The sequence below is a fragment of the Corynebacterium sp. CMW7794 genome, from assembly GCF_001563605.1.
Taxonomy (GTDB): Bacteria; Actinomycetota; Actinomycetes; order Mycobacteriales; family Mycobacteriaceae; genus Corynebacterium; species Corynebacterium phoceense.
Genome location: NZ_KQ961733.1, coordinates 15,775 through 35,912 on the forward strand (window position 1 = coordinate 15,775; position 20,138 = coordinate 35,912).

The following is a 20,138-nucleotide window of genomic DNA, read 5'->3' on the forward strand; positions in this document are numbered from 1 at the left end:
AAACGCGTGCAACCCCGTCCACGGGTGGACGGGGCTGGCGGCGAGCCGATTAATTAGTGGTGGTGACCGGCGGCGGGGGCCGGGGTCTCCTCGGCAGGCTTCTCCACGACCGAGGCTTCGGTCGTGAGAATCATGCGTGCGACGGACGTCGCGTTGACGACGGCGGAGTGCGTCACCTTCACCGGGTCGATGATGCCCTGCTCGATGAGGTTGCCGTACTCGAGCGTCGCGGCGTTGAGGCCCTCGCCGTTGGCAAGGTCAGCGACGTGCGCGACGGCGACGGAGCCGTCCAGGCCGGCGTTCTGGGCAATCCAGTAGGCCGGGCGCGTGAGCGCGCGGGCCACGGAGAGCACGCCGATCTTGGCCTCGCCCTCGAAGTCCTCGGCGAATTTGTCGAGCTCAGCGGAAATCTGGACGAGTGCGGAGCCGCCGCCAGCGATGACGCCTTCCTCGACAGCTGCGCGGGCCGCGTTGATGGCGTCCTCGACGCGGAGCTTGCGCTCGTTGACCTCGGTCTCGGTTGCAGCGCCGACGCGGATGACCGCGACACCGCCGGACAGCTTGGCCAAGCGCTCCTCGAGCTTCTCACGGTCCCACGTGGAGTCCGTGCGCTCAATCTCGCGGCGCAGCTGCTCGCGGCGCTCCTCGACGGCCTCCTTGGTGCCAGCACCGTCGACGATGACGGTGTCTTCCTTGGAGACGGTGACGCGGCGTGCAGAACCCAGCACCTCGAGACCGACCTCGTTGAGGTTGATGCCCACCTCCGGGTCGACGACGGTGGCGCCGGTGACGACAGCCAGGTCATCCATGAAGCCCTTGCGGCGCTCGCCGAAGTACGGCGCCTTGACGGCGGCGACCTTAAGGGTCTTGCGGATGGAGTTGACGACGAGTGCCTGAAGCGGCTCGCCCTCGATATCCTCGGCAATGATGAGCGTCGGGCGGGAGGACTCAGCGATCTTCTCGAGCAGCGGCAGGAAGTCCGGCAGCGAGGAGATCTTGTTGCGCACCAGCAGGATTGCGGCGTTGTCGAGGACCGCGTTGTAGGTCTCCTCTTCCGTCGCGAAGTACGGGGAGAGGTAGCCCTTGTCGAAAGAAATACCCTCGGTCACGTCGACCGTGGACTCCATGGACTGGGACTCCTCGACGGTAACGACGCCGTCCTTGCCCACCTTATCCATGGCGCCGGCGACCATCTCGCCGACCTCCGAGTCGCGGGAGGAGACGGTGGCGACCTGCGCGATATCGCGCGAGGACGCGACCGGCGTGGCGCGCTTCTTCAGCTCTTCCACGGCCTTCTCCGCCGCGGCCTGAATACCGCGGTTGAGCTCGACCGGGTTGGCGCCGGCGGCCACGTTGCGCAGGCCCTCGTAGACGAGCGCCTGGGCGAGCAGCGTCGCCGTCGTGGTGCCGTCACCGGCGATGTCGTTGGTCTTCACAGCCACGGACTTCACGAGCTGGGCACCGAGATTCTCAAACGGATCGTCCAGATCGATGTCGCGGGCGATGGTCACACCGTCATTGGTGACGGTCGGGCCGCCAAAAGCCTTCGACAAGACAACGTTGCGGCCGCGGGGGCCGAGGGTGACCTTGACGGCATCGGCAAGCGTGTCCACGCCGCGCTGAATGCCCGCGCGAGCCTCCTGATCGAATGCAATAAGTTTGGGCATACGGGCCTACTTTTCGACGACGGCGAGCAGGTCGCGAGCCGACAGCAGCAGGTACTCCTGGCCGTCGTACTTCAGCTCGGTTCCGCCGTACTTGGAGAACACGACCACGTCGCCCTCCTTGACGCCGACCGGGATGACCTCGCCCTTGTCGTTGGTGCGGCCCGGGCCGACGGCCACGACGGTAGCCTCCTGCGGCTTCTCCTTGGCGGAGTCCGGGATAACCAGGCCAGAGGCGGTGGTGGTCTCAGCTTCGACGATCTGGACGAGGACCTTGTCTTCCAGCGGCTTGATGTTTGCCATGATGATCCTTTCGAAATGAATCAGTGTAGTTGTATGTGCCGGTTGCATTCTTTTCTGCCAGCACAGCCGTCGTCGCGGGTGAACAACTGTGAGTCAAACAACCTTCCTAGCACTCTACCCCCGTGACTGCTAGCTCTCAACACAAACGAGTGCCAGGAAGTTCGCCCTGCGCGAACGGCCCGCCACCTGCGCTTATCACGCGGGCGACGGGCCGATTGTGGGGGCGAGCATTCTCGCCGGACGAGTTAGAGCTGCTTGTCGGAGTTCATGACCGCAGCGCGCCACAGCTGGTATTCCTCCGGCTGGTCTTCGCGGTAGTTCTTCACCGCGCGCACGCCGTTTTCCACGGCGGCAATGACGACATCGATAGGCTCGTCCTGCCCCTCGGCGTCGACGAAGATCACCGGGCCGCAGATGGCACGGATGGGATCCTGGAGGAAGGCCGAGTTGCCCGTCGCCGCGGCGTTGCGCGCGAGCGAGGCCACCGGGTTCGGCTCGGCGCCCTCCGCCTTTGCATTCGGGTTGAACAGTGCCGCGTACGTCGAGCCGTCATCCTGGAAAGCCACGGCCACGCGGTCTTCCGTAGCACCGCCCAGGAACTGCTGGGCGTGCTCAAGCTCGAAGTCGATCTGGCGGCGGGTGAGGTCCGGGTTAACGAGGTAGCCGGTGGTCATAGTATGTCTCCTTGCGAAAGGGGCGGGATCATGTAAACCGTACCGCCCAGAGAGCAATTTCGCGCGCCGAGAACATTCATTCTCACATACATGTACAACGCCGCGCTCCGCCGTTCCCCGAAAACGAAGAGCCGCCCATGGCCGAGCTTTATCCTTCCACCGGGGTGGTCACGGACACGTCCTCAGACTTGTGGAAGGAAGAAAACCCTCAACGAGGCGCGCGAAAGTGGCAGTCACGGATGTCGTTTACTACGACTGGCCTCGAAGTGTTACGTCGACACTATCGAGTACAAACGCTGTGTAAGGAACACAGCGTCGGCCGCTACCCCACCGGCAGGACGAGCGGCGTTTCGACCTCGAGCGCCGTGTCCGTACCGCAGGCCAGACCCGAAGGCTGCGCACCCTCGTGGATGAGCTGGGCGGCGACGGCGGCGATCATCACGCCATTGTCCGTGCACAGGCGGAACGGCGGGACGCGCAGCTCGACGCCGGCGGCCGCGCAGCGTTGCGCCGCGAGCGAACGCAGGCGAGAGTTCGCCGCGACGCCGCCACCGAGCAGCATGACCTTCGCGCCGGTGTCTTCAAGGGCGAGCATCGCTTTGTGCGTGAGTACGTCCGCGACGGCCTCCTGGAAGGACGCGCATATGTCCTCGACGGAGACGACGCGGCCCTCGCGCTCGGCCTTCTCCACGTAGCGGGCGACGGAGGTCTTCAGGCCGGAGAACGAGAAGTCGTATCGGTGTTCACCGCGCAGGTCCTCGGCACGGGAAAGACCGCGCGGGAAGTTGATATTCGCTTCGCCTTGGGCCGCTAGCTTGTCGATGACCGGGCCGCCCGGGTAGCCCAGGCCGAGCAGGCGCGAGACCTTGTCGTAGGCCTCGCCGGCGGCGTCATCGAGGGTCGTGCCGAGCTCGCGCATGGGCTTTCCCACGGCGTCGACCTCGAGAATCTGCGTGTGGCCGCCGGAGACGAGCAGCGCGATGGAGTGCGGCAGCTTCTGCCCCTGGAGGTTAGCGACGGCAACATGACCGCCGAGGTGGTTGACGCCGTAGAAGGGCACGCCCCAGGCTGCGGCGTACGCCTTGGCTGCCGATGCCCCCACCAACAACGCGCCAGCCAGTCCCGGTCCCACGGTCGCGGCGACGGCGTCGGGCTTGTCGATACCGGCCTCGTCGAGCGCGGCACGCATGACCTGCGGCATGGCCTCGAGGTGCGCACGCGAGGCGATCTCGGGCACGACGCCGCCGAAGCGGGCGTGCTGCTGCATGGACGAGGCGACCTGGTCGGCGCGGATATCCATGTACCCGTCGCCGTCGAGCTCGACGATGCCTACGCCGGTCTCGTCGCAGGAGGATTCAATTCCCAGGACCAACATGTTTATTCCTTTTCAGTGTTATCGTGCGACGCACCAGCGGCGCACGCTGCGCGCTTCATGGTGTGGGCGTCGGCGCCGGACGGCTGGTAGTAATTGCGGCGCAGACCCATCAGCTCGAAGCCGAAGGCCTCGTACATACGAATGGCGGGGTCATTGCCCACGCGGACTTCGAGGAATACAGGCGCGTCCTTGAGGTCCGCGATGTGGCAGATATTTTCCATCATGAGCCGGCCGACGCCGCGGCGCTGGGCCTCGGGCGCGGTGCCGATGGTCAGTATTTCGAATTCCGGGGTGGCGACGGGTCCCATCATGGCGAGCCCGGCGTAGCCGAGAAGCACGCCGTCCCCGTCGGGCTCGCCGTCTTGGACGCCGAAGTAAAACGTGTGCGGCTGAGCGAAGTCGGCGAGGAAGACCTCGGTGCTCCACGGGGTCTCCCCCGGAAAGAGCTGGACTTCGAGCTCGGCACAGCGCGGGGCGTCAGCGTCGGTGAGTTCGCGCAGGAACATCTACTTCGCCTCAGAAGAATCCTGCGGCAGCGGCGGGAGGGCTGCCGAGCGCGGCGTGGGCTTCGGCGGCACGGCGTCGGGGCGGCGCAGGTAGAGCGGCACGAGCGGCGGGACGTCGGCGGCGGGTGTGGTGAGCGACTGGCCGCGGGAGGCGGCATCGGCAGCTGCGGCGGCGACGAGCCCTGCGGGGCGCGGGGTGTCCCATTCGCGCGGGAGCGCGGCGAGCGCCTCGGGCAAGCGCGGGGCGATGGCCTCGGGGATCACGATGTGGTCGACGGTGATGTCGCCGAGCTCCTCAGCGAGCGCTTCCGGCTTGGAGACGGAGGGCTCGGTGAGGCGGTGGACTCCGTCCCCCGCGAGCTCATAGGTCGCCCAATAAACCTCCTTGCGGCGGGCATCGGTGGCGATGAGCCACGTGCCGGACTCGCCGAGGGCGGCGAGCTGGTGCGCGATGGCGTCGTGGGAGCACACGCCCACCACAGGAATGCCGAGGGCCTGGCCAAAGGCCTGGGCGGTCGCCATGCCCACGCGCAGACCGGTAAAGGGGCCGGGACCACAGCCGACGGCGAGGGCGTCGAGGTCGGCGTAGGTCAAGGAGGCATCGGCAAGCAAGGCCTCGACGGTGGGCACGAGCTGCTCATTATGCGCGCGGGTGTCGGTGACGATCCGCTCGCGGGGGGCGGCGGGATCAGAAGGATCGACGAGGCCGGTGACCAGATCGGTCGTGGCGGTGTCGAGAGCGAGAACGCGCATTAGCCCGCGAACACCCACTGGCCCTCAGGCGTCTTGGCGAGCGGAATCATGGACGCGGCGTTGGACATTGGCAGCTGGCCCACGGTGGTGCAGATGTCGACCTTGTCCATGGAGATCTTCTCCGCGTAGAACTGCTGGTCCGTGTTCATCGCCACGATGTAGTTGGTGCCTGCCGGGACGGTCTCGGTAATGCCGAGGTCCTCCGGGTTGACCTGAAGACCGTTGCGGATATCGTCCGGGGTGGTGCCCGGGCACAGGTTGAGGAACTGGACCCACTGTTCGCCATACACGTCGGCGACGGCGAGCGCAGTGGCATTGAGGTTCGCGTCGTCGATGGTCTCGACGGCCTCGGCGAAGGTACGGTCGACCGGCTGGGCCGGGCGCGTGGCGCTCATCGCAATCATGCCCACGAGGGCGATGGCGAAAAGACCAATGACAAGGGTGGTAATGGCTTGGCCGACCTTATTCATAAAGGGGTGCGCTCCTTAATAAATGCGAGTACATGGGGGTGCAAACTTCCCTAAATGGTACTCGCCAGGCCACAAGCATGTCGAAACCCCGCCGCGTAACGGGGACGCGACGGGGTCATAAGCGATTGGTTTTACATGAGAAGGACGAGGAGCACCTGCGAGGCGATAATCTTGCCGATAATCGTCGTGGGATAGACCGTGGCCCAGCCGCGGTTGGCGAGGTCCGTCTTCGTCTGGCCCTGCAGGTAACTGAACACCGCGGGGTTGGTGGTCATGCCGGCAGCACAACCCATGGCCTCGTCCCACTTGAGGCGGAAGACGAGCATGCCGATAAGCCCAATGCCGATGGCAGAGATGAGGGTGATGATGAGGCCGACGCCCATGACCTTGAGCGATGCCGGGTCCGTCAGCGCCGCGCGGAAGGAGGCGCCTGCGGAGGTACCGACGCCCGCGAGGAACAAGGTGAGGCCGAGGGTCGACAGGGCCTGGCGCGTGTGGAACGGCATCTGCCAGTTGATGGAACCGGTGCGGTTCAAGTAACCGAGGAAGAGACCCATGACGATGGGGCCGCCACCGAAGCCGAGCTGCAGCGTCGTACCGCCGGGGATCGGAATCGGGATAAGGCCAAGCAGCATACCGAGGGTCAGGCCGATGGACATGGACAGCAGGTCAGCGTTGCCCAGTGCGGACTCGGAGTTACCGAGATAGCTCTTGACGGCGGGAAGGCGCTCCGGAGCGGTGACGACGCGGACGCGGTCCGAGTAGTTAAGGACGGTATCCGCGTGCGGGACGATGTCGATATCGCCTTGGCGCACGCGCGCGATGATGAAGCCATGGTCCAGCGCCTTGATGTCGCGAATACGCTTACCGGCAATCTCCGGGTTGGAGACCGTGACGCGGGTGTAGAGCAGGCCAGCGTCCTCGGTGAGCTCGACGTCTTCTTCCACGCCCAGGACCTCGATGGCGGCGTTGACGGCCTCTTCGGTGCCGTTGATCATAAAGACCGCGCCCTTTTCGAGCGGCATTTCCGGGATGGCGAGACGGTGGTGGTCAGCGTCTGGGATGAAACGGGTGGCGACGACCGTCTGTCCGGTGACGCGGTCGATGTGGCCCGCGGTGTCCGGGAAGTCGCGCGTGAGCTTAACCGCCTTCCAGATGAGCGGCGAAGGAACCATGCCCTCATCGCGCGCATCTTTTTCGTGGTCGACCTTGAGGATAATGGCGCCCGCGGCAGCGACGATGATCGCGCCGATGACCGCGCCCGGGTACGCCAGCGAGTAGCCGACGACGGGCTCGGAGTTGCCGAGCATGTCGACAACAGCAGCCATACCAGGCGTGGACGACAGGGAGCCGGCGAACATACCCACGGCGACGGGGACCTTGAGGTGGAAGACAGTGATGAGGAGGTAGCCCACGGCAACGAGCGCGATGAGCATGCCGATCATAAAGACCGTCAGCTTCCAGCCGCGCTTCCTAAAGTCGCGGACGAAGGACGGGCCGAATCCCAAACCAATGGCGTAGACGAAGATGGCGAGACCAAATTGGTAGACAAAGGCCGGAATCTGGATGTCGGGGTTTGCCGTAGACAAACCCAACGCAACAAACATGGCGGCTGCGGCGCCGAGGGAGATTCCGAATACCTTTACTTTTCCGATCACCAGGCCGACCGCCATGATGAGAAACAGCGCGAAGAGCGGATTGGATGCGAGGAAATTTAACACCATCCCAGTTTGACTTAATCAATAATCCCGCGTCAACCTGGGACTATGGGATACTTATCACTTATATAGGTCGCCTACAGGACGCCTGTACTTGATAGCTTAATTTCCCGCGTTTACCCAGCGCCACGTGATTTCGCGTGTATCTGCGCCTGTTTCTGTCCGATTCTCAGGTTCACGATCCAGCCCCACAAAGAGGTACGCGTCTGACAGTTGGGCTAACAATCCGCCACCCCATTCTGCGACGACGACAGCGTCCTCAAGCTCCGTGTCCAGGTCGAGCGCGTCGAGGTCTCCCAGCGGGTCGCCGGAGCCCGCCCCGAAATCGTCGAGGAGACGGTACGCGTCGACGTGGACGAGCGCCGGTCCCTCCCCCAGCGACCGATGCTCGCGGGCGATGACGAAGGTCGGGGACGTCACGCGCCCCTTGACACCCATGCCGCGCGCGATGCCTTGTGTCAGCGTCGTCTTCCCCGCGCCCAGCGGCCCGTCGAGGATGACTAGGTCGCCCGCCTCCAATGCCGCTCCGAGCTCCTCGCCGAAGGCCTGGGTGTCAGCCGCCGTCGCGAACTGGCGGCGGCCCTCCTGCGGAAAACTGCTACGCATGTGTTCCTCCCACGTACTGGCGGACGGTGCGCCCCGTGGGGCGGCAAATGACTTCGTAGTTGATGGTGCCGGCGGCATCGGCAAGCTCCGTGGCGGACATGCCGCCCCCTCCGAAGATAATGGCCTCGTCGCCGGGGCGCACGCCGTGCGGGTTGTCGCCGAGGTCAACGGCAATCTGGTCCATGCACACGCGACCCACCTGCGGATAGAGGTGTCCGCCAATGCCCACCTGGAGCTTGCCCTGGAACGCGCGCGGCAGGCCGTCTGCGTAGCCCACCGGCACGTTGGCGAGGTAGCCATCGCGCTCCGCATGCCACGTCATGGTGTAGCAGGTGCCCTCCCCCGCCGCGATGGGCTTGACGGCCATCGTGGTCGCCGCCCACGTCATGGCGGGAATCAAGCCATGGTCCTGGCCGGGGATGGGCTCCAAGCCGTAGATGCCCAGGCCGACGCGCACCTGCTCGTAGCGCAGGTCAGGCCGCGTGAACGTGCCCGGCGTATTACACAGGTGGTTAACGGGGCACTCCAGGCCCGCCGCGCGCGCCTGCTCGAGGGCCCGGGCAAAATTCGCGGCCTGGAAATCTGTGTAGTCATTCTCCGGCTCGTCTGCGCACGCCAGGTGCGACATGAGCCCGAGCACCTCGAGGTGCTCTGCGTCGCGGGCGAGCGCGAAGGCCTCCTCCCACTCAGCCGGATCCAGGCCCGCGCGGTGCAAGCCCGTCTCGATCTTGAGGTACACGCGTGCCGGCACCTGCGCCTCGATGAGCACCCCCAGGTGCCGCAGGCTCGGAATAGCCAGGTCAACGCGCGCGGCCAACGGGGTGGACACATCGTCCTCCGGATTCCAGATCCACGCGCAAATGGGCTTGCCGATGCCCCCTTCGCGCAACTCCAGCGCCTCCGCCACCGTCGCTACGCCAAAGGCGTCCGCGCGCTCGGCGGCGCGCGCAACCTCCAACGCGCCATGGCCGTAGGCATCCGCCTTGACGACGGCCATGAGGTTGACGTCCGGCCCCACCATGTCCTTGATGGTGGAAACGTTGTGCGCAATCGCGCCCAAGTCGACGCGGGTGCGAAGTGGGGGCTGAACAGTGGACTGTGACATGGCGTCTATTGTGCCACTGTTACCCGCGAGCACGGACTGCTGGACCGCGAAAACACAAAACTCGTATGAGTTGCGCGAAAATCGTGAATTTCCACGCGACTCATACGAGTTGCGAGCGCTCGTGCGCGATTACTCGACCGTCACGGACTTGGCCAGGTTACGCGGCTGGTCCACGTCGTAGCCCTTCGCGGTGGCGACGCCGCACGCGAAGATCTGCAGGGGCACGGTGGCGAGCAGCGGCTGCATGAGCGTGGGTGCCTCCGGGATGCGGATGATGTGGTTGGCGTAGGCCTCCACTGCCTCGTCGCCCTCTTCGGCGATGACGATGGTAATCGCGCCGCGGGCACGGATCTCCTGGATGTTGGAGACGACCTTAGAGTGCAGCGAGTCGCGGCCGCGCGGGGACGGCACGATAACGAAGACCGGCTGGCCTTCCTCGATAAGAGCGATCGGGCCGTGCTTGAGCTCGCCGGCGGCGAAGCCCTCAGCGTGCAGGTACGCGATCTCCTTGAGCTTGAGCGCGCCCTCGAGCGCGACCGGGAAGCCCACGTGGCGGCCAAGGAAGAGCACGGAGTCTGCATCCGACATGGACCTGGACAGCGCGTAGACCTGGTCTTCCTGGTCGATGACCTTCTGAACCTTGTCCGGCATGGCATGCAGTTCAGAGATGACGTTCTGGACCTCATCGGCGAACATGTTGCCGCGCAGCTGCGCCAGGTAGAGGCCGAGCAGGTAGGTCGCGGTGATCTGCGCCAGGAACGCCTTCGTGGACGCAACGGCAATCTCCGGGCCAGCGTGGGTGTAGAGCGCAGCGTCTGCCTCGCGCGGGATGGAGGAACCCTGCGTGTTACAGATGGCGATGACCTTCGCACCCTGCTGGCGTGCGTGGCGCACGGCCATGAGGGTATCCATGGTCTCACCCGACTGGGACAGCGCGACAACGAGGGTCTTCTCGTTGACGATCGGGTCGCGGTAACGGAACTCGTGAGCGAGCTCGACCTCGGTAGGAATACGGCACCAGTGCTCGATGGCGTAGCGGGCCACGTGGCCAGCGTAGGCGGCGGTACCGCAGGCGATGACGATGATCTTGTCGATGGACTTAAGGATCGACTCGTCGATGTGCACCTCGTCGAGCGTGAGCTTGCCCTGCTCGTCAAAGCGGCCGAGCAGCGTGTCGCGCACGGCGGCCGGCTGGTCATGGATTTCCTTCTCCATGAAGGAGCTGAAGCCATCTTTCTTGGCAGCGGCGGCATCCCACTTGATTTCGAACGGCTTGCCCTCGGCCGGGTTGCCGTTGTAGTCGGTGATGGTGACCTCGTCGGCCGTGATGGTCACGACCTGGTCGTTGGCCATCTCGACGGCGGACTTGGTGTAGTCGATGAAGCCGGAGACGTCCGAGCCCAGGAAGTTCTCGCCCTCGCCCAGGCCGATAACCAGCGGCGAGTCGCGGCGGGCAGCGACGATGCGGTCTGCCTGCTCGGTATGAACGGCCAAGAGGGTGAACGCACCCTCGAGGCGCTGGCCGGTGAGCTGCATAGCGCGGGTGAGGTCACCGTTGGCCTCGTTGTGGAAGATGTCTCCCAGCAGCGTCGCAGCGACCTCGGTGTCGGTCTCCGACACGAAGTTGTGGCCCTTCGCCGTGAGCTCGGACTTGAGCTCGGCGAAGTTCTCGATGATGCCGTTGTGGACGACGGCCAGCTTGCCGCCATCGACAACGTGCGGGTGCGCGTTGAGATCCGTTGGACCACCGTGGGTTGCCCAGCGGGTGTGGCCGATACCCAAGACGGAGTCCTTGAGCGGGCGTGCCGCGATCTCCTGCTCGAGAGCAGCGACCTTACCGGCCTTCTTGCGCCACCCGATTTCTCCATCCGCGAAGACTGCGATACCAGCAGAGTCATAGCCGCGGTATTCGAGTCGACGCAATCCCTCGAGAATAACGTCAAGGGCAAAGTATTCGCGGTCATCAGAGTAGTGACCGACGTATCCAACAATTCCACACATAGTTGCAGATGTTACCTGATAATCCCCTATATAGAGGAGTAGGCACTTGGGGAACGAAAATCACCCCTCTACGTGCCCGCCCTTGTGCTGACTCGATGCAAAAATCGCTTCTATCGCTCTTTGCGCCCAATGCCTACACTTCTTCCTCTATCCTGGGTAGCGTGTCTGCGAATTTGAAGAAGCATCTAGCGACCCTGTCCAAGCGTGGCCCGTACCGCGTTCTTACTGGCGATCTTTCCTACGCCGGCCTTGAAGGCAAGGTGTACACCCCTGCTGAGGGGAAAGCACTGCCTGCCGTGGCCTTTGGTCACGACTGGCGCACGAATATCAAGCATTACCACTCCACGCTGCGCCACCTGGCCAGTTGGGGCATTGTGGTCGTTGCACCGGACACCGAAAATGGCTTGGTGCCCAACGTCCGCGGCCTCGTCGCCGACATGGAATCCGCACTGCAGATTGCCGCGGGCGTGAAGCTGGGTCAGGGCAATATCACCGTCTCCCCGGGCCGCTTGGGCATGGTGGGCCACGGCATGGGCGGCGGTGCCGCAGTGCTCGCAGCAGCCAATAACGAAAAGGTGCGTGCCGTGGGCGCCCTCTACCCCGCCACGGTCTCGCCTTCCGCGACAACCGCTGCCCGCTCGGTGCAGGCACCGGGACTCGTCATCGGCTCCAAGTTGGATGACTTCCTCTCCGCGGGCAACCCGGCCAAGCTCGCACAGAGCTGGGGCGGCACGGCCGTCTACCGCGAGCTCGACAAGGGCACACAACCGGGCTTCGCAGAAAACACCATGCAAAAGCTGGCGTTCGGTACCGGCATCTTCCAGTCCGGTCCGCGTGAGACCGCCCGCGCGCTGCTCGTCGGCTTCCTCCTCGCCACGCTGGGCAATGAGAAGAAGTACTCCGACTTCGCCGAGGCAGACGCTACGGCCAAGGGTGTGCACTCCCTGCTGGGTGAGGAGCTCGCAGAGAAGGCCGATCAGTACCACTAGGCCCTTGTGCTTCGCGGCACTTCCGCGACAACGCCGAACCCCACGTTCCTGGCATCACAACGATGCGAGGGACGCGGGGTTCGACTTATCTCTACGGACATAACACTACTGCCGGCGCAACACCGATTTCACGCGACCTTGAGTGCCACGGGTCTGATGCGCCGCATACGGACGTGCACCGGCTGCATGCCGAGTCTCCGCGGGTGCTTCCACAGGACCGTTCGCGTGGCTGGGCGGGCGCTGGCGCACTTCATCGCGGGCGTCGTGCACGGCCTTCTCAATATCGTCTTGTGCCTTCGCCAGCGTCTTTTCAAATTCCAAAAGCCGGCGAGCAGTCCGCTCGCGGAAGGCACGTGCGAATTCATCAAAGTTCGTAGTCATTACCACTGACCTGCCTTTCGAGCACGAGAGGACGAACCTCCAGGAGGAGGCACCGGCGCAGCGGGCGCTGGTGCGGAGGACGGAGCTGCGGGTGAAGCATCGGACTGCGCGGGCGCCGCAGGGGCGGGCGTGTCTGCGACCGGCACCCCTGCCTGCGCAGCACCGGTAGTGCCTGCCATATGCGCCAGCTTCTTGGGCGGCGGTGCAGGCTCTTGCACGTCGTCTAGCTCAGCCGGCGGCGTATAAACACCGTCCTCCTTCTTCACTGAGGCAGGAGCGGGCGGCTCTGGTGCGCGCTCAGGCTGCGGCGCGGGCTCAGGGGCCGGCTCGGGTGCGGGTTCCGGAGCGAGATCAGGCAATTCGAGGTGAGAGACAAAGTCCACGGCCGCGGCGATGAGCAAGCCAGTTCCGATGATGGCCACACCTACGCCGAAGCCACCAAGGAATCCAGAGCACAGGGCGCCGATGTCGACACCGGTCTCCTCGCAGTCGCTTTGCGTTTCGACCTCGCACTCGACGGCAGGCTCGGGCGCGACTGGTTCGTCCTTAAGGCACTCTTCGACAACCACGGGCTCCTGCGCCGGCACCGTGTCACAATCGGCAGGAGGCTTCGTCTGTCCTGGCATTGGCGTTGCGGGGCGGTCGACGCAGTCATCATGGGCCTCCGCAGGCTCTGGGCACTCGCACTCATGAGGCGCTGGCGGAGTGCATTGGGGCTCCACGGCAGGACGTGGCGTGGGCGGCGTCGAGCTCGGCGTCGTACGTGGCTGATTCGGCGCAGGCGGTGCACACTCCGCGGGTGGCGGCGCTGCCGGAGAGGGCGGGGTCGGAACGGCAGGCGCAGGCTGGGAAGGCGCAGGCGGCGGGCATGCTGGTGCGGTGCTCGCGGGTGTGGTGACGGGTGGCGGCGCTGCCGGAGAGGGCGGGGTCACCGGCGCGGGCGGCGCAGGAGCCGGCGCAGATGCGGGTGCCGAAGCCGGAGCCGTGCCGGAAATGGAATCCTGCGTGGGGCAGGCCGGCGGCGCGGATACGGGCGCGAGGGTCGGGCATGCGGGCGGCGGAGTACAGGTTGCAGCGTCGGGAACACGGGTGGGCAGCTCGGTGGAGCAGGCCTGCTCACAGCAGTGTTCGAGGGCGTCGTAGCAGCGCTCGATGGTGTCATCGCGGTCGCGACAGGTCTGCGCGATCAGTCCGTTGGTGTGCTCGATAATCTCATCGCCCGCGGAAGCGATGATGGGCACGAGAGCGCGCGCCAGCGGATGAATCTTGGAGACGAGCGAGGTGAGCGTGCCGAGTAGAGGGATGGCGGCGCCCAGGATTTCCTCGATGGAGGTTTCTGACACGTGGACGACATCGTCAATGGCGGAGGCACACTCCCCTGCCTGGTCCACGAGCTCCTCGCGCTGTTGCGCGTCAGCGGAGCCGAGGCCTTCGATGTTGCCGAGGAATTCGAAGATGGAGCCCGCGGCGAGTTCGACGCCGAGTTTTTGAATGACGTCACGCAGCAAGCTCCACGCGCCGGAGCCGGAAGACGATCCCGAGGAGCCCGCACCGCTCTTGCCGCCTTTGCCGGCGCGTTGGACGCCGACGGCTGCCTCGACTGACGAGACCAGCGCGCCGGTATCAATGCCATCGGCAGAGCCCACGAGTTCCTGGAGCAGCCCCAACGGCATGGACGGGCCGCTGTAGGCGCCGCCCGTCGCGGCTTGGAACAAGGCGATGGAGCGTCCGTAGTCGCCCAGGCGCGAGGCGACGGCGGTGCTCATAACGCTCCTCCCACGCCACGGAGTTGCGCAGCGTTAGCGTCGTCCGCCGCACCGACGGCGGTGAACTGGGCTACGGCCGCCTGCGCGACGGACTCGGCGTGAGCGAAACGCAGGGCGCCGCGCTCGTGCACCGTCATGAAGGCAGCCTGAAGGCGCGCGGCATGCCCGGCGAAGGCCTTGCCGGCCGCGTGGGGTGGAAAGTGTGGGGTGAGCGCGGCGTGCTGCGTGTGGCTTGCGCGAACACCCTCAGCCACGGACTGGAGTGCGCGCGAGGCCTCACCCACATCAAGGAAGACATCAGTCATTGGGAACCTCCTGCGGTAGCGGTATGTCTTTCTGATCCACCCCTATTGGACTGTGACAGCGCTCGAAAGGTTCCCAGCCCGCCGTGATTGATGGTCAGCGCCGCACAGAGCATTCCAACGCACCCGAACGCGCGCCGCGATGGCCCGAAAACGCCGAAGGCCGCCTCGCGCGGACGCGAGGCGGCATCGGAAAGCTGGGGCTTAAGCCGCGGCGACGACGGCGGCGAGACGGCCGGCGACCTTGCGGGCCTGCTCAGCATCGGCAGCCTCGACCATGACGCGGAAGAGCTCCTCGGTGCCCGAAGGGCGCAGGAGGACGCGGCCGGTGCCGTCGAGCTCAGACTCGGCCTCGACGATGGCGGACTGGACCTCAGAGTTGCTCATGATGGTCGTCTTATCGGCGACCGGTACGTTGATGAGGACCTGCGGCAGGACAGTCATGACAGAAGCGAGTTCCGCGAGGGACTTGCCGGTCTTCGCCATGCGGGCCATGATGTTGAGACCCGTGAGCGTGCCGTCGCCGGTGGTGGCATTGGCCGGGAGCACGACGTGGCCGGACTGCTCGCCGCCGAGCGAGAAGTCACCCTTGCCGAGTTCCTCGAGGACGTAGCGGTCGCCCACGTTGGCCTCGATGACGGTGATGTTCTGTTCCTTCATGGCCAGCTTGAGGCCCAGGTTAGACATGACCGTGGCGACGAGCGTGCTATCGCGCAGGCGGCCTTCTTCCTTCATGCCTACGGCGAGCAGCGCCATAATCTGGTCGCCGTCCACGACGTTGCCCTCAGCATCGACGGCGAGGCAGCGGTCAGCGTCACCGTCGTGGGCCAGGCCCAGGTCGGCGCCGTGCTCGCGAACAGCTTCCTGCGTCTTTTCGATGTGGGTGGAGCCGCAGTCCTCGTTGATATTGAAGGCATTCGGCTTGTTGTGGATGGCGATGACCTCGGCACCGGCGGCCTCGTAGGCACGCGGGGCAACCTTGGAGGCGGCACCATTGGCGGCGTCGACAACGACCTTGATGCCGGTGAGGTCCACCGTGACGGACTCCGCGAGGTGCTTCAAGTAGCGCTCACGGGCGTCAGGGGCTTCCGTGATGACGCGGCCGAGCTTCGTGCCCGTGGGCCCTTCCTCGGTGAGCGTGTCCATCTGGGCCTGAATCTGATCCTCAATAGAATCTGGGAGCTTGCGGCCGCCTGCGGAGAAGAACTTGATGCCGTTGTCCGGCATGGGGTTATGCGAGGCGGAAATCATGACGCCGAAGTCCGCGCCGTAATCATCGGTAAGGAAAGCGACGGCCGGGGTGGGCAGCACGCCCACGCGCAGCACGTCGACACCGCGGGAGGCGAGGCCCGAGGCGATGGCGGCGTCGAGCATCTCGCCGGAGACGCGCGGGTCGCGTCCGATGATGGCGAGCGGGCGGCGCTCGAAGGATTCGCGGTCGCCCGTGAACACCTCGGCGGCCGCCTGCCCCAGCTTCAAGGCCAGGATCGGTGTCAGCTTCTGGTTCGCGAGGCCGCGAACTCCGTCGGTACCAAAGAGTCGAGTCATGTGTTCAATTATGCACCGTAGGTGCAGCCTGCTCCACGTTAGGGCAGAGTCACCCCCTGCTCATGCCCCCTCGCACGCCGTGCGAGCCGGGTCCTGGATGAGCTGCTACAAGGTCGACCGGTCTACGCGGTCGTAGCTGGGCAGGAGGGATTCCATGAACCACGTACAGGCGTGGTGGCGCTCAAGCAGGATGCCTTCTTCCTACCCAGTAAGCTCACGCGCCGTATCCGGGATCGGCGCACCCTGGGAGCGCCGCAGCGAGAAGGCGCGCTCCCACGCCTCGCACATCTCCTGCGACGAGCACGGCGGCGGGAGGGGGAACGCCGTGGAAGGTAGGGTCCGTGAGCCGCGAGGGGTCGAGCGCGTGCTCACCCCCGGCATTGCACAGCGTCCCGTCCGGAAAGAGGGCGATGTGTTGGCCTCCCGCGCCCACTCCGCAAGGCTGCCGATGCCCCCATCGCGCGCCAGGTCCGCGTCCTGTAAAGGGGACCTCCTCGCGCACGGTGGAATAGGCGTTGAGAATGAGCTCCCTGCCTGTCATGCTACCCAGCGGCCCGTGGGGCGAGCTGGAAAACGGCGAAAGCCGCCGCTTCCACGCGGGAAGCAGCGGCAGACACGCAGTAAGAGCGAAGATTAACGCTTGGAGTACTGCGGGGCACGACGTGCCTTGTGCAGACCAGCCTTCTTGCGCTCCACGGCACGAGCGTCACGAGTGAGCAGGCCGGCCTTCTTCAGGGCAGCGCGGTCACCCGGGTTGTAGACGTTGAGTGCGCGGGCGATGGCCAGACGCAGTGCGCCAGCCTGGCCGGTCGGGCCGCCACCGTTGACGGTGACCTTGATGTCGAACTGACCCTCACGCTCAAGCAGCGTCAGCGGAAGGAGGATGTCCTGCTGGTGCAGCTTGTTCGGGAAGTAGTTGTCGAAGGGACGACCGTTGACGACGATCTCGCCAGAGCCAGCGACCATGCGGACGCGGGCGACGGCGCGCTTACGACGACCGACGGTCTGGATCGGGCCCTCGTAGTACGCCGGGGCAGCAGCCTCGGTCTCCTCAGCGGCCGGTGCGAGCTGGTCACCGATGGTGTTGGTGAACTCCTCGGTTGCGGCGGTAGCTGCAGCGATGTCAGCAGCGTCGGCTACGTTGTTGTCGATGTTCTGCTCGGTCATTACTGTGCCACCTGCTTAAACTCGAAGGTCTCCGGCTTCTGACCGGCGTACGGGTGCTCCTCGCCTGCGAAGACGTGGAGCTTCTTGACGGCGGCGTCATTGAGCTTGTTGTGCGGCATCATGCCACGCACAGCTTCTTCGATGACGCGGACCGGGTTGGTGTCCAGGGACTGGCCCAGGGTCATGGTCTTCAGACCACCCGGGTAGCCAGAGTGGCGGTAACGCATCTCGCGCTCACGCTTGTTGGAGGACACGTGGACCTTGTCGGCGTTGATGATGACGATGTGGTCGCCGCAATCAACGTTGGGTGCGTACTGCGGCTTGTGCTTGCCACGCAGCATATCTGCCGCGGTGGAAGCAAGCTTGCCCAGCACCACATCGGTAGCGTCGATGACGTACCACTGGCGGGTGATGTCACCGCTCTTCGGGTGGAAAGTAGACAAGATGACTCCTTTAAAAGTCTCTTAAGTAGGCTGCCGGCCATCGCTGTGAACCTTGACTTCCCCACTGCAGCGGCCGGTGGAGACCTGTAGGAGGAAGCTCGCGCAGCACATCACAGCGCGCGCGAAGAACACACAGGATGAAAATTCTAACCCGACCAGCGGCTAAAACCCAAAACGCCGTATTCCCCGCTTCGCCATCCGGCACGGAGGGCCCCTCCCCAGGTAAGCCCGCCGCCCGCGCGCGGCCGCCCCAGCGGCCGCAGGAAAGCGAAAGAATACAGCGTAATTTTCAGGTTTGTTCAGGCAGTAGCCGATTGTTTCAGCCCGGTCCGTGCGAACGTGCGTCTCGTATCCAAGGCAGCGTCCCCATCACGCATGCCCTCGTTTGTCCATTCCCTCTAACGGTGCACCGAGAACGCTTCGCCTGCACGGGCCGCGACCTATCCCCAGCTCGCCGCTGCTCGACGGTTGACGTCGGACATACGGTCGTTGCTGTCGGCCACCGTGGTGGAGATGGTGGCGAGCACGGTGTTGAGTTCTGCGGCGGCGCGGTCCCACTTGTCCTGGGCGGCTGCATACGCCGCAGCGGAGTCGCCCTCCCACGTGGACGTCATGGGAGCGATGACAGACTTGAGGTCATCGAGCAGCGAGTTGATGTGCTGAGAGGTCGACTGGATATCGGCAGCGGCACCGGAGATGGCGCCGAATTCGTACTTAATGGCAGACATGAGTTTCCTTCTGTGAGATAAAGAGTGACTGTTCTATGTGGCGCCCGCGCGTAAATGACGCGGCGTGCGCTGCGCGGCAGCTGATGCGCCGTGGCTACAGCGCCAGGCCCGCGCCGCCCACGGCGCTAAACGCCTGTGCGTTCTCGTCTTCAGTGGTGTCGAAGTGGCGGGCATTCGTGCGGATATTGTCGCTGATGGCGGTGAGCGCCTCGCGCAGCTGCTGGGCTGCCGTGTTGTAGCGCTGCATGAGGTTGTCAAAGGAGACCTGCGCACGGCCGTCCCAGCTGGAACGCACGGAGTCCACAACGCCCTGGAGGCGGGTGAGCTCACCCTGGACCTCGGAGTTGGTGGAGTCCACGCGGCCGGCAGTGGCGACCATTACGTCGGCTTCAGTCCTAAAGAGCTGAGTCATGATTGTCCTTTCGAGACATGGAGTAGAAGTAGCGGGCTTGGCCCAGGGCAACACGCCGCCGGACCAGATGAGCGCTCCCCCGGCGTTTCTGTCCCCCGGGGTGCTTTCTCGTGAGTATTGGACTGGCTTTCCGCGCAAAAGGTTCCCTGCCGCGCACAACTTTTCCCGCGCGCCCACAGGGTCCTGTGCTCAGGGCAGTTTCTCTAAAGACTCCGTCGCAATCCGGCACGCCGCCTTGTGCGCGACCGTCGGTGTCTCCTTGCTGTGGCACCCAACGGAGAGCTGATGGTCGCCGTCGATCCACGTCGTCCACGCCACGATGGACCCGTCGCCGGGGTCTTCGACATACGCCACGCGGCCGTTCGTCTCCGTAAGCTGCGAAAGCTCCTTCTCAGCCTCGACCTGTGCGCGGACCTCATCGAGGATGGCCTGCCCCGGAACGGAATAGAGCGGATCCGCGGCAATGAGCACGCGCAGGTGCGGATCACGGCCGCTGAGCGTGACCAGCCCTGCATCCTCGGTCCACCCGAAGCCACGCGGCAAGGTAAGGCGCATGCCGGCTACTTCCACCGGCGCCCCGGCATCCGCTGAAACGGCGCTGCTCGTGGGCGTGAGCATGCGTGCGCTTTCCGGGACAGAAGGCTGCGGCGACACGACTGAGAGTGACGCTGGGGTTGACGCAGGGGTTGACGCAGGGACCGCTTTCGGCGCCGCATCCGAATCGACCCGCAACATTCCCCATAAAGCACCGCCGCCCAGCACGAGGGCAACGGCGCACACGCCGAGGTGGAGGGGTTCTATCCCGAGTGCACGCAGACCACTCCGCGCAGTTTTCTTTGTATCGCTCTTTCGCCGACGGCCACGTACAGAACGCGGAGGTTCCTGCGCCGCGCCCGCATCAGGCGCCGGCGGGGTGGTCCGTGGTCGAGAGGGCGTCGCGACCGACGGCTTCGGAGTGTCCTCAATAATGCGCACCCCCTCCAGGCGAATATGCCGAGTGATGATCTCCACGGCCTCGCGCCCCACGGCTGAGGCCGAGGGGTCGGCGCACACCATGACCTCGACGGAAGGCCAGGCGGGGCCCACGAGCTTGGCGGCCTGTTCGACCACACCGGCCAAAGCCCAGCCTTCCACGACGCCAGTGCCGGGGAGGTCATAGCGGAAAATGGATTCATGCGCTTCGTAGATGGTGGCGGTATCGAGCACCGTGAGAGTGAGATCAGCCAT

Annotated in this window: 21 protein-coding genes; 1 reads left to right on the forward strand and 20 read right to left on the reverse strand. The window is 65.1% G+C overall.

Annotated features, from left to right (window positions below; all coding sequences use genetic code 11):
- Positions 1 to 53 precede the first annotated feature (53 nt).
- The 11 genes from groL to glmS all read right to left on the reverse strand — a co-directional run bounded on the left by groL (position 54) and on the right by glmS (position 11,175).
- Entirely contained in the window at positions 54 to 1,667 is a 1,614-nt protein-coding gene (gene groL / locus HMPREF3227_RS05640) for a chaperonin GroEL (protein ID WP_066486163.1), read from the reverse strand.
- 6 nt (positions 1,668 to 1,673) lie between these two features.
- A complete protein-coding gene (gene groES, locus HMPREF3227_RS05645) occupies positions 1,674 to 1,973 on the reverse strand; it encodes a co-chaperone GroES (protein WP_181734627.1) in 300 nt (99 codons plus the stop codon).
- A 239-nt stretch (positions 1,974 to 2,212) separates the two neighbouring features.
- Positions 2,213 to 2,641: a hypothetical protein gene (locus HMPREF3227_RS05650; protein ID WP_066486172.1), complete on the reverse strand. Its 429-nt coding sequence runs from the start codon at positions 2,639 to 2,641 to the stop codon at positions 2,213 to 2,215.
- Positions 2,642 to 2,963: 322 nt separating this feature from the next.
- On the reverse strand, positions 2,964 to 4,016 hold the full coding sequence (gene tsaD / locus HMPREF3227_RS05655; RefSeq protein WP_066486174.1) for a tRNA (adenosine(37)-N6)-threonylcarbamoyltransferase complex transferase subunit TsaD: 1,053 nt from the start codon (positions 4,014 to 4,016) through the stop codon (positions 2,964 to 2,966).
- A 2-nt stretch (positions 4,017 to 4,018) separates the two neighbouring features.
- A complete protein-coding gene (rimI, locus tag HMPREF3227_RS05660; protein WP_066486181.1) occupies positions 4,019 to 4,522 on the reverse strand; it encodes a ribosomal protein S18-alanine N-acetyltransferase in 504 nt (167 codons plus the stop codon).
- Positions 4,523 to 5,275: a tRNA (adenosine(37)-N6)-threonylcarbamoyltransferase complex dimerization subunit type 1 TsaB gene (gene tsaB, locus HMPREF3227_RS05665; RefSeq protein WP_066511068.1), complete on the reverse strand. Its 753-nt coding sequence runs from the start codon at positions 5,273 to 5,275 to the stop codon at positions 4,523 to 4,525.
- Positions 5,275 to 5,745, reverse strand: a complete 471-nt coding sequence (locus HMPREF3227_RS05670; protein ID WP_066511076.1) for a hypothetical protein — start codon at positions 5,743 to 5,745, stop codon at positions 5,275 to 5,277. Before HMPREF3227_RS05670 ends, tsaB begins: the two co-directional genes overlap by 1 nt.
- A 131-nt stretch (positions 5,746 to 5,876) precedes the next feature.
- Positions 5,877 to 7,466: an aspartate:alanine exchanger family transporter gene (locus tag HMPREF3227_RS05675; RefSeq protein ID WP_066486341.1), complete on the reverse strand. Its 1,590-nt coding sequence runs from the start codon at positions 7,464 to 7,466 to the stop codon at positions 5,877 to 5,879.
- A 99-nt stretch (positions 7,467 to 7,565) separates the two neighbouring features.
- Positions 7,566 to 8,069 (reverse strand): tRNA (adenosine(37)-N6)-threonylcarbamoyltransferase complex ATPase subunit type 1 TsaE, encoded by a 504-nt coding sequence (tsaE, locus tag HMPREF3227_RS05680; RefSeq protein ID WP_066486192.1) that lies wholly within the window; start codon positions 8,067 to 8,069, stop codon positions 7,566 to 7,568.
- Entirely contained in the window at positions 8,062 to 9,174 is a 1,113-nt protein-coding gene (alr, locus tag HMPREF3227_RS05685) for an alanine racemase (protein ID WP_066511079.1), read from the reverse strand. Before alr ends, tsaE begins: the two co-directional genes overlap by 8 nt.
- Positions 9,175 to 9,303: 129 nt before the next feature.
- A complete protein-coding gene (glmS, locus tag HMPREF3227_RS05690) occupies positions 9,304 to 11,175 on the reverse strand; it encodes a glutamine--fructose-6-phosphate transaminase (isomerizing) (RefSeq protein WP_066486196.1) in 1,872 nt (623 codons plus the stop codon).
- A gap of 161 nt (positions 11,176 to 11,336) precedes the next feature.
- Here glmS and HMPREF3227_RS05695 point away from each other — a divergent pair, with 161 nt between their 5' ends.
- Positions 11,337 to 12,164 carry a poly(ethylene terephthalate) hydrolase family protein gene (locus HMPREF3227_RS05695; RefSeq protein ID WP_066486345.1) on the forward strand — a complete coding sequence of 276 codons (828 nt, stop codon included), beginning with the start codon at positions 11,337 to 11,339 and terminating at the stop codon, positions 12,162 to 12,164.
- Positions 12,165 to 12,269: 105 nt separating this feature from the next.
- On the opposite strand, the gene HMPREF3227_RS05700 is transcribed toward HMPREF3227_RS05695, so the two are convergent.
- The 9 genes from HMPREF3227_RS05700 to HMPREF3227_RS05740 form a co-directional block, all read right to left on the reverse strand.
- A complete protein-coding gene (locus tag HMPREF3227_RS05700; protein ID WP_066486200.1) occupies positions 12,270 to 12,545 on the reverse strand; it encodes a hypothetical protein in 276 nt (91 codons plus the stop codon).
- Positions 12,545 to 14,311: a hypothetical protein gene (locus HMPREF3227_RS05705; RefSeq protein WP_066511084.1), complete on the reverse strand. Its 1,767-nt coding sequence runs from the start codon at positions 14,309 to 14,311 to the stop codon at positions 12,545 to 12,547. Before HMPREF3227_RS05705 ends, HMPREF3227_RS05700 begins: the two co-directional genes overlap by 1 nt.
- On the reverse strand, positions 14,308 to 14,616 hold the full coding sequence (locus HMPREF3227_RS05710; protein WP_066511085.1) for a hypothetical protein: 309 nt from the start codon (positions 14,614 to 14,616) through the stop codon (positions 14,308 to 14,310). Before HMPREF3227_RS05710 ends, HMPREF3227_RS05705 begins: the two co-directional genes overlap by 4 nt.
- A 201-nt stretch (positions 14,617 to 14,817) precedes the next feature.
- Entirely contained in the window at positions 14,818 to 16,161 is a 1,344-nt protein-coding gene (gene glmM, locus HMPREF3227_RS05715; RefSeq protein ID WP_066511087.1) for a phosphoglucosamine mutase, read from the reverse strand.
- 633 nt (positions 16,162 to 16,794) lie between these two features.
- Complete coding sequence (gene rpsI, locus HMPREF3227_RS05720; protein ID WP_066486232.1) at positions 16,795 to 17,328, reverse strand: 30S ribosomal protein S9; 534 nt, start codon at positions 17,326 to 17,328, stop codon at positions 16,795 to 16,797.
- A complete protein-coding gene (gene rplM, locus HMPREF3227_RS05725) occupies positions 17,328 to 17,771 on the reverse strand; it encodes a 50S ribosomal protein L13 (protein WP_066486240.1) in 444 nt (147 codons plus the stop codon). The genes rpsI and rplM overlap by 1 nt, the downstream gene beginning before the upstream one ends.
- Positions 17,772 to 18,211: 440 nt before the next feature.
- Positions 18,212 to 18,499, reverse strand: coding sequence for a WXG100 family type VII secretion target (locus HMPREF3227_RS05730; RefSeq protein WP_066486245.1), 288 nt, complete (start codon positions 18,497 to 18,499; stop codon positions 18,212 to 18,214).
- Between the two features lie 94 nt (positions 18,500 to 18,593).
- Positions 18,594 to 18,911: a WXG100 family type VII secretion target gene (locus HMPREF3227_RS05735; protein WP_066486252.1), complete on the reverse strand. Its 318-nt coding sequence runs from the start codon at positions 18,909 to 18,911 to the stop codon at positions 18,594 to 18,596.
- A gap of 189 nt (positions 18,912 to 19,100) precedes the next feature.
- Complete coding sequence (locus tag HMPREF3227_RS05740) at positions 19,101 to 20,138, reverse strand: type VII secretion-associated protein (RefSeq protein WP_066486255.1); 1,038 nt, start codon at positions 20,136 to 20,138, stop codon at positions 19,101 to 19,103.

Excerpts from the sequence above, each read along its gene's own strand:
- HMPREF3227_RS05700 (WP_066486200.1), bottom strand. The coding sequence starts at position 12,545 with ATGACTACGAACTTTGATGAATTCGCACGTGCCTTCCGCGAGCGGACT.
- HMPREF3227_RS05710 (WP_066511085.1), bottom strand. The coding sequence starts at position 14,616 with ATGACTGATGTCTTCCTTGATGTGGGTGAGGCCTCGCGCGCACTCCAG.
- tsaB (WP_066511068.1), bottom strand. The coding sequence starts at position 5,275 with ATGCGCGTTCTCGCTCTCGACACCGCCACGACCGATCTGGTCACCGGC.
- rimI (WP_066486181.1), bottom strand. The coding sequence starts at position 4,522 with ATGTTCCTGCGCGAACTCACCGACGCTGACGCCCCGCGCTGTGCCGAG.
- groL (WP_066486163.1), bottom strand. The coding sequence starts at position 1,667 with ATGCCCAAACTTATTGCATTCGATCAGGAGGCTCGCGCGGGCATTCAG.
- HMPREF3227_RS05705 (WP_066511084.1), bottom strand. The coding sequence starts at position 14,311 with ATGAGCACCGCCGTCGCCTCGCGCCTGGGCGACTACGGACGCTCCATC.
- alr (WP_066511079.1), bottom strand. The coding sequence starts at position 9,174 with ATGTCACAGTCCACTGTTCAGCCCCCACTTCGCACCCGCGTCGACTTG.
- HMPREF3227_RS05740 (WP_066486255.1), bottom strand. The coding sequence starts at position 20,138 with ATGGCTGATCTCACTCTCACGGTGCTCGATACCGCCACCATCTACGAA.
- tsaE (WP_066486192.1), bottom strand. The coding sequence starts at position 8,069 with ATGCGTAGCAGTTTTCCGCAGGAGGGCCGCCGCCAGTTCGCGACGGCG.
- glmM (WP_066511087.1), bottom strand. The coding sequence starts at position 16,161 with ATGACTCGACTCTTTGGTACCGACGGAGTTCGCGGCCTCGCGAACCAG.
- HMPREF3227_RS05730 (WP_066486245.1), bottom strand. The coding sequence starts at position 18,499 with ATGTCTGCCATTAAGTACGAATTCGGCGCCATCTCCGGTGCCGCTGCC.
- HMPREF3227_RS05670 (WP_066511076.1), bottom strand. The coding sequence starts at position 5,745 with ATGAATAAGGTCGGCCAAGCCATTACCACCCTTGTCATTGGTCTTTTC.
- glmS (WP_066486196.1), bottom strand. The coding sequence starts at position 11,175 with ATGTGTGGAATTGTTGGATACGTCGGTCACTACTCTGATGACCGCGAA.
- tsaD (WP_066486174.1), bottom strand. The coding sequence starts at position 4,016 with ATGTTGGTCCTGGGAATTGAATCCTCCTGCGACGAGACCGGCGTAGGC.
- HMPREF3227_RS05650 (WP_066486172.1), bottom strand. The coding sequence starts at position 2,641 with ATGACCACCGGCTACCTCGTTAACCCGGACCTCACCCGCCGCCAGATC.
- HMPREF3227_RS05735 (WP_066486252.1), bottom strand. The coding sequence starts at position 18,911 with ATGACTCAGCTCTTTAGGACTGAAGCCGACGTAATGGTCGCCACTGCC.
- rpsI (WP_066486232.1), bottom strand. The coding sequence starts at position 17,328 with ATGACCGAGCAGAACATCGACAACAACGTAGCCGACGCTGCTGACATC.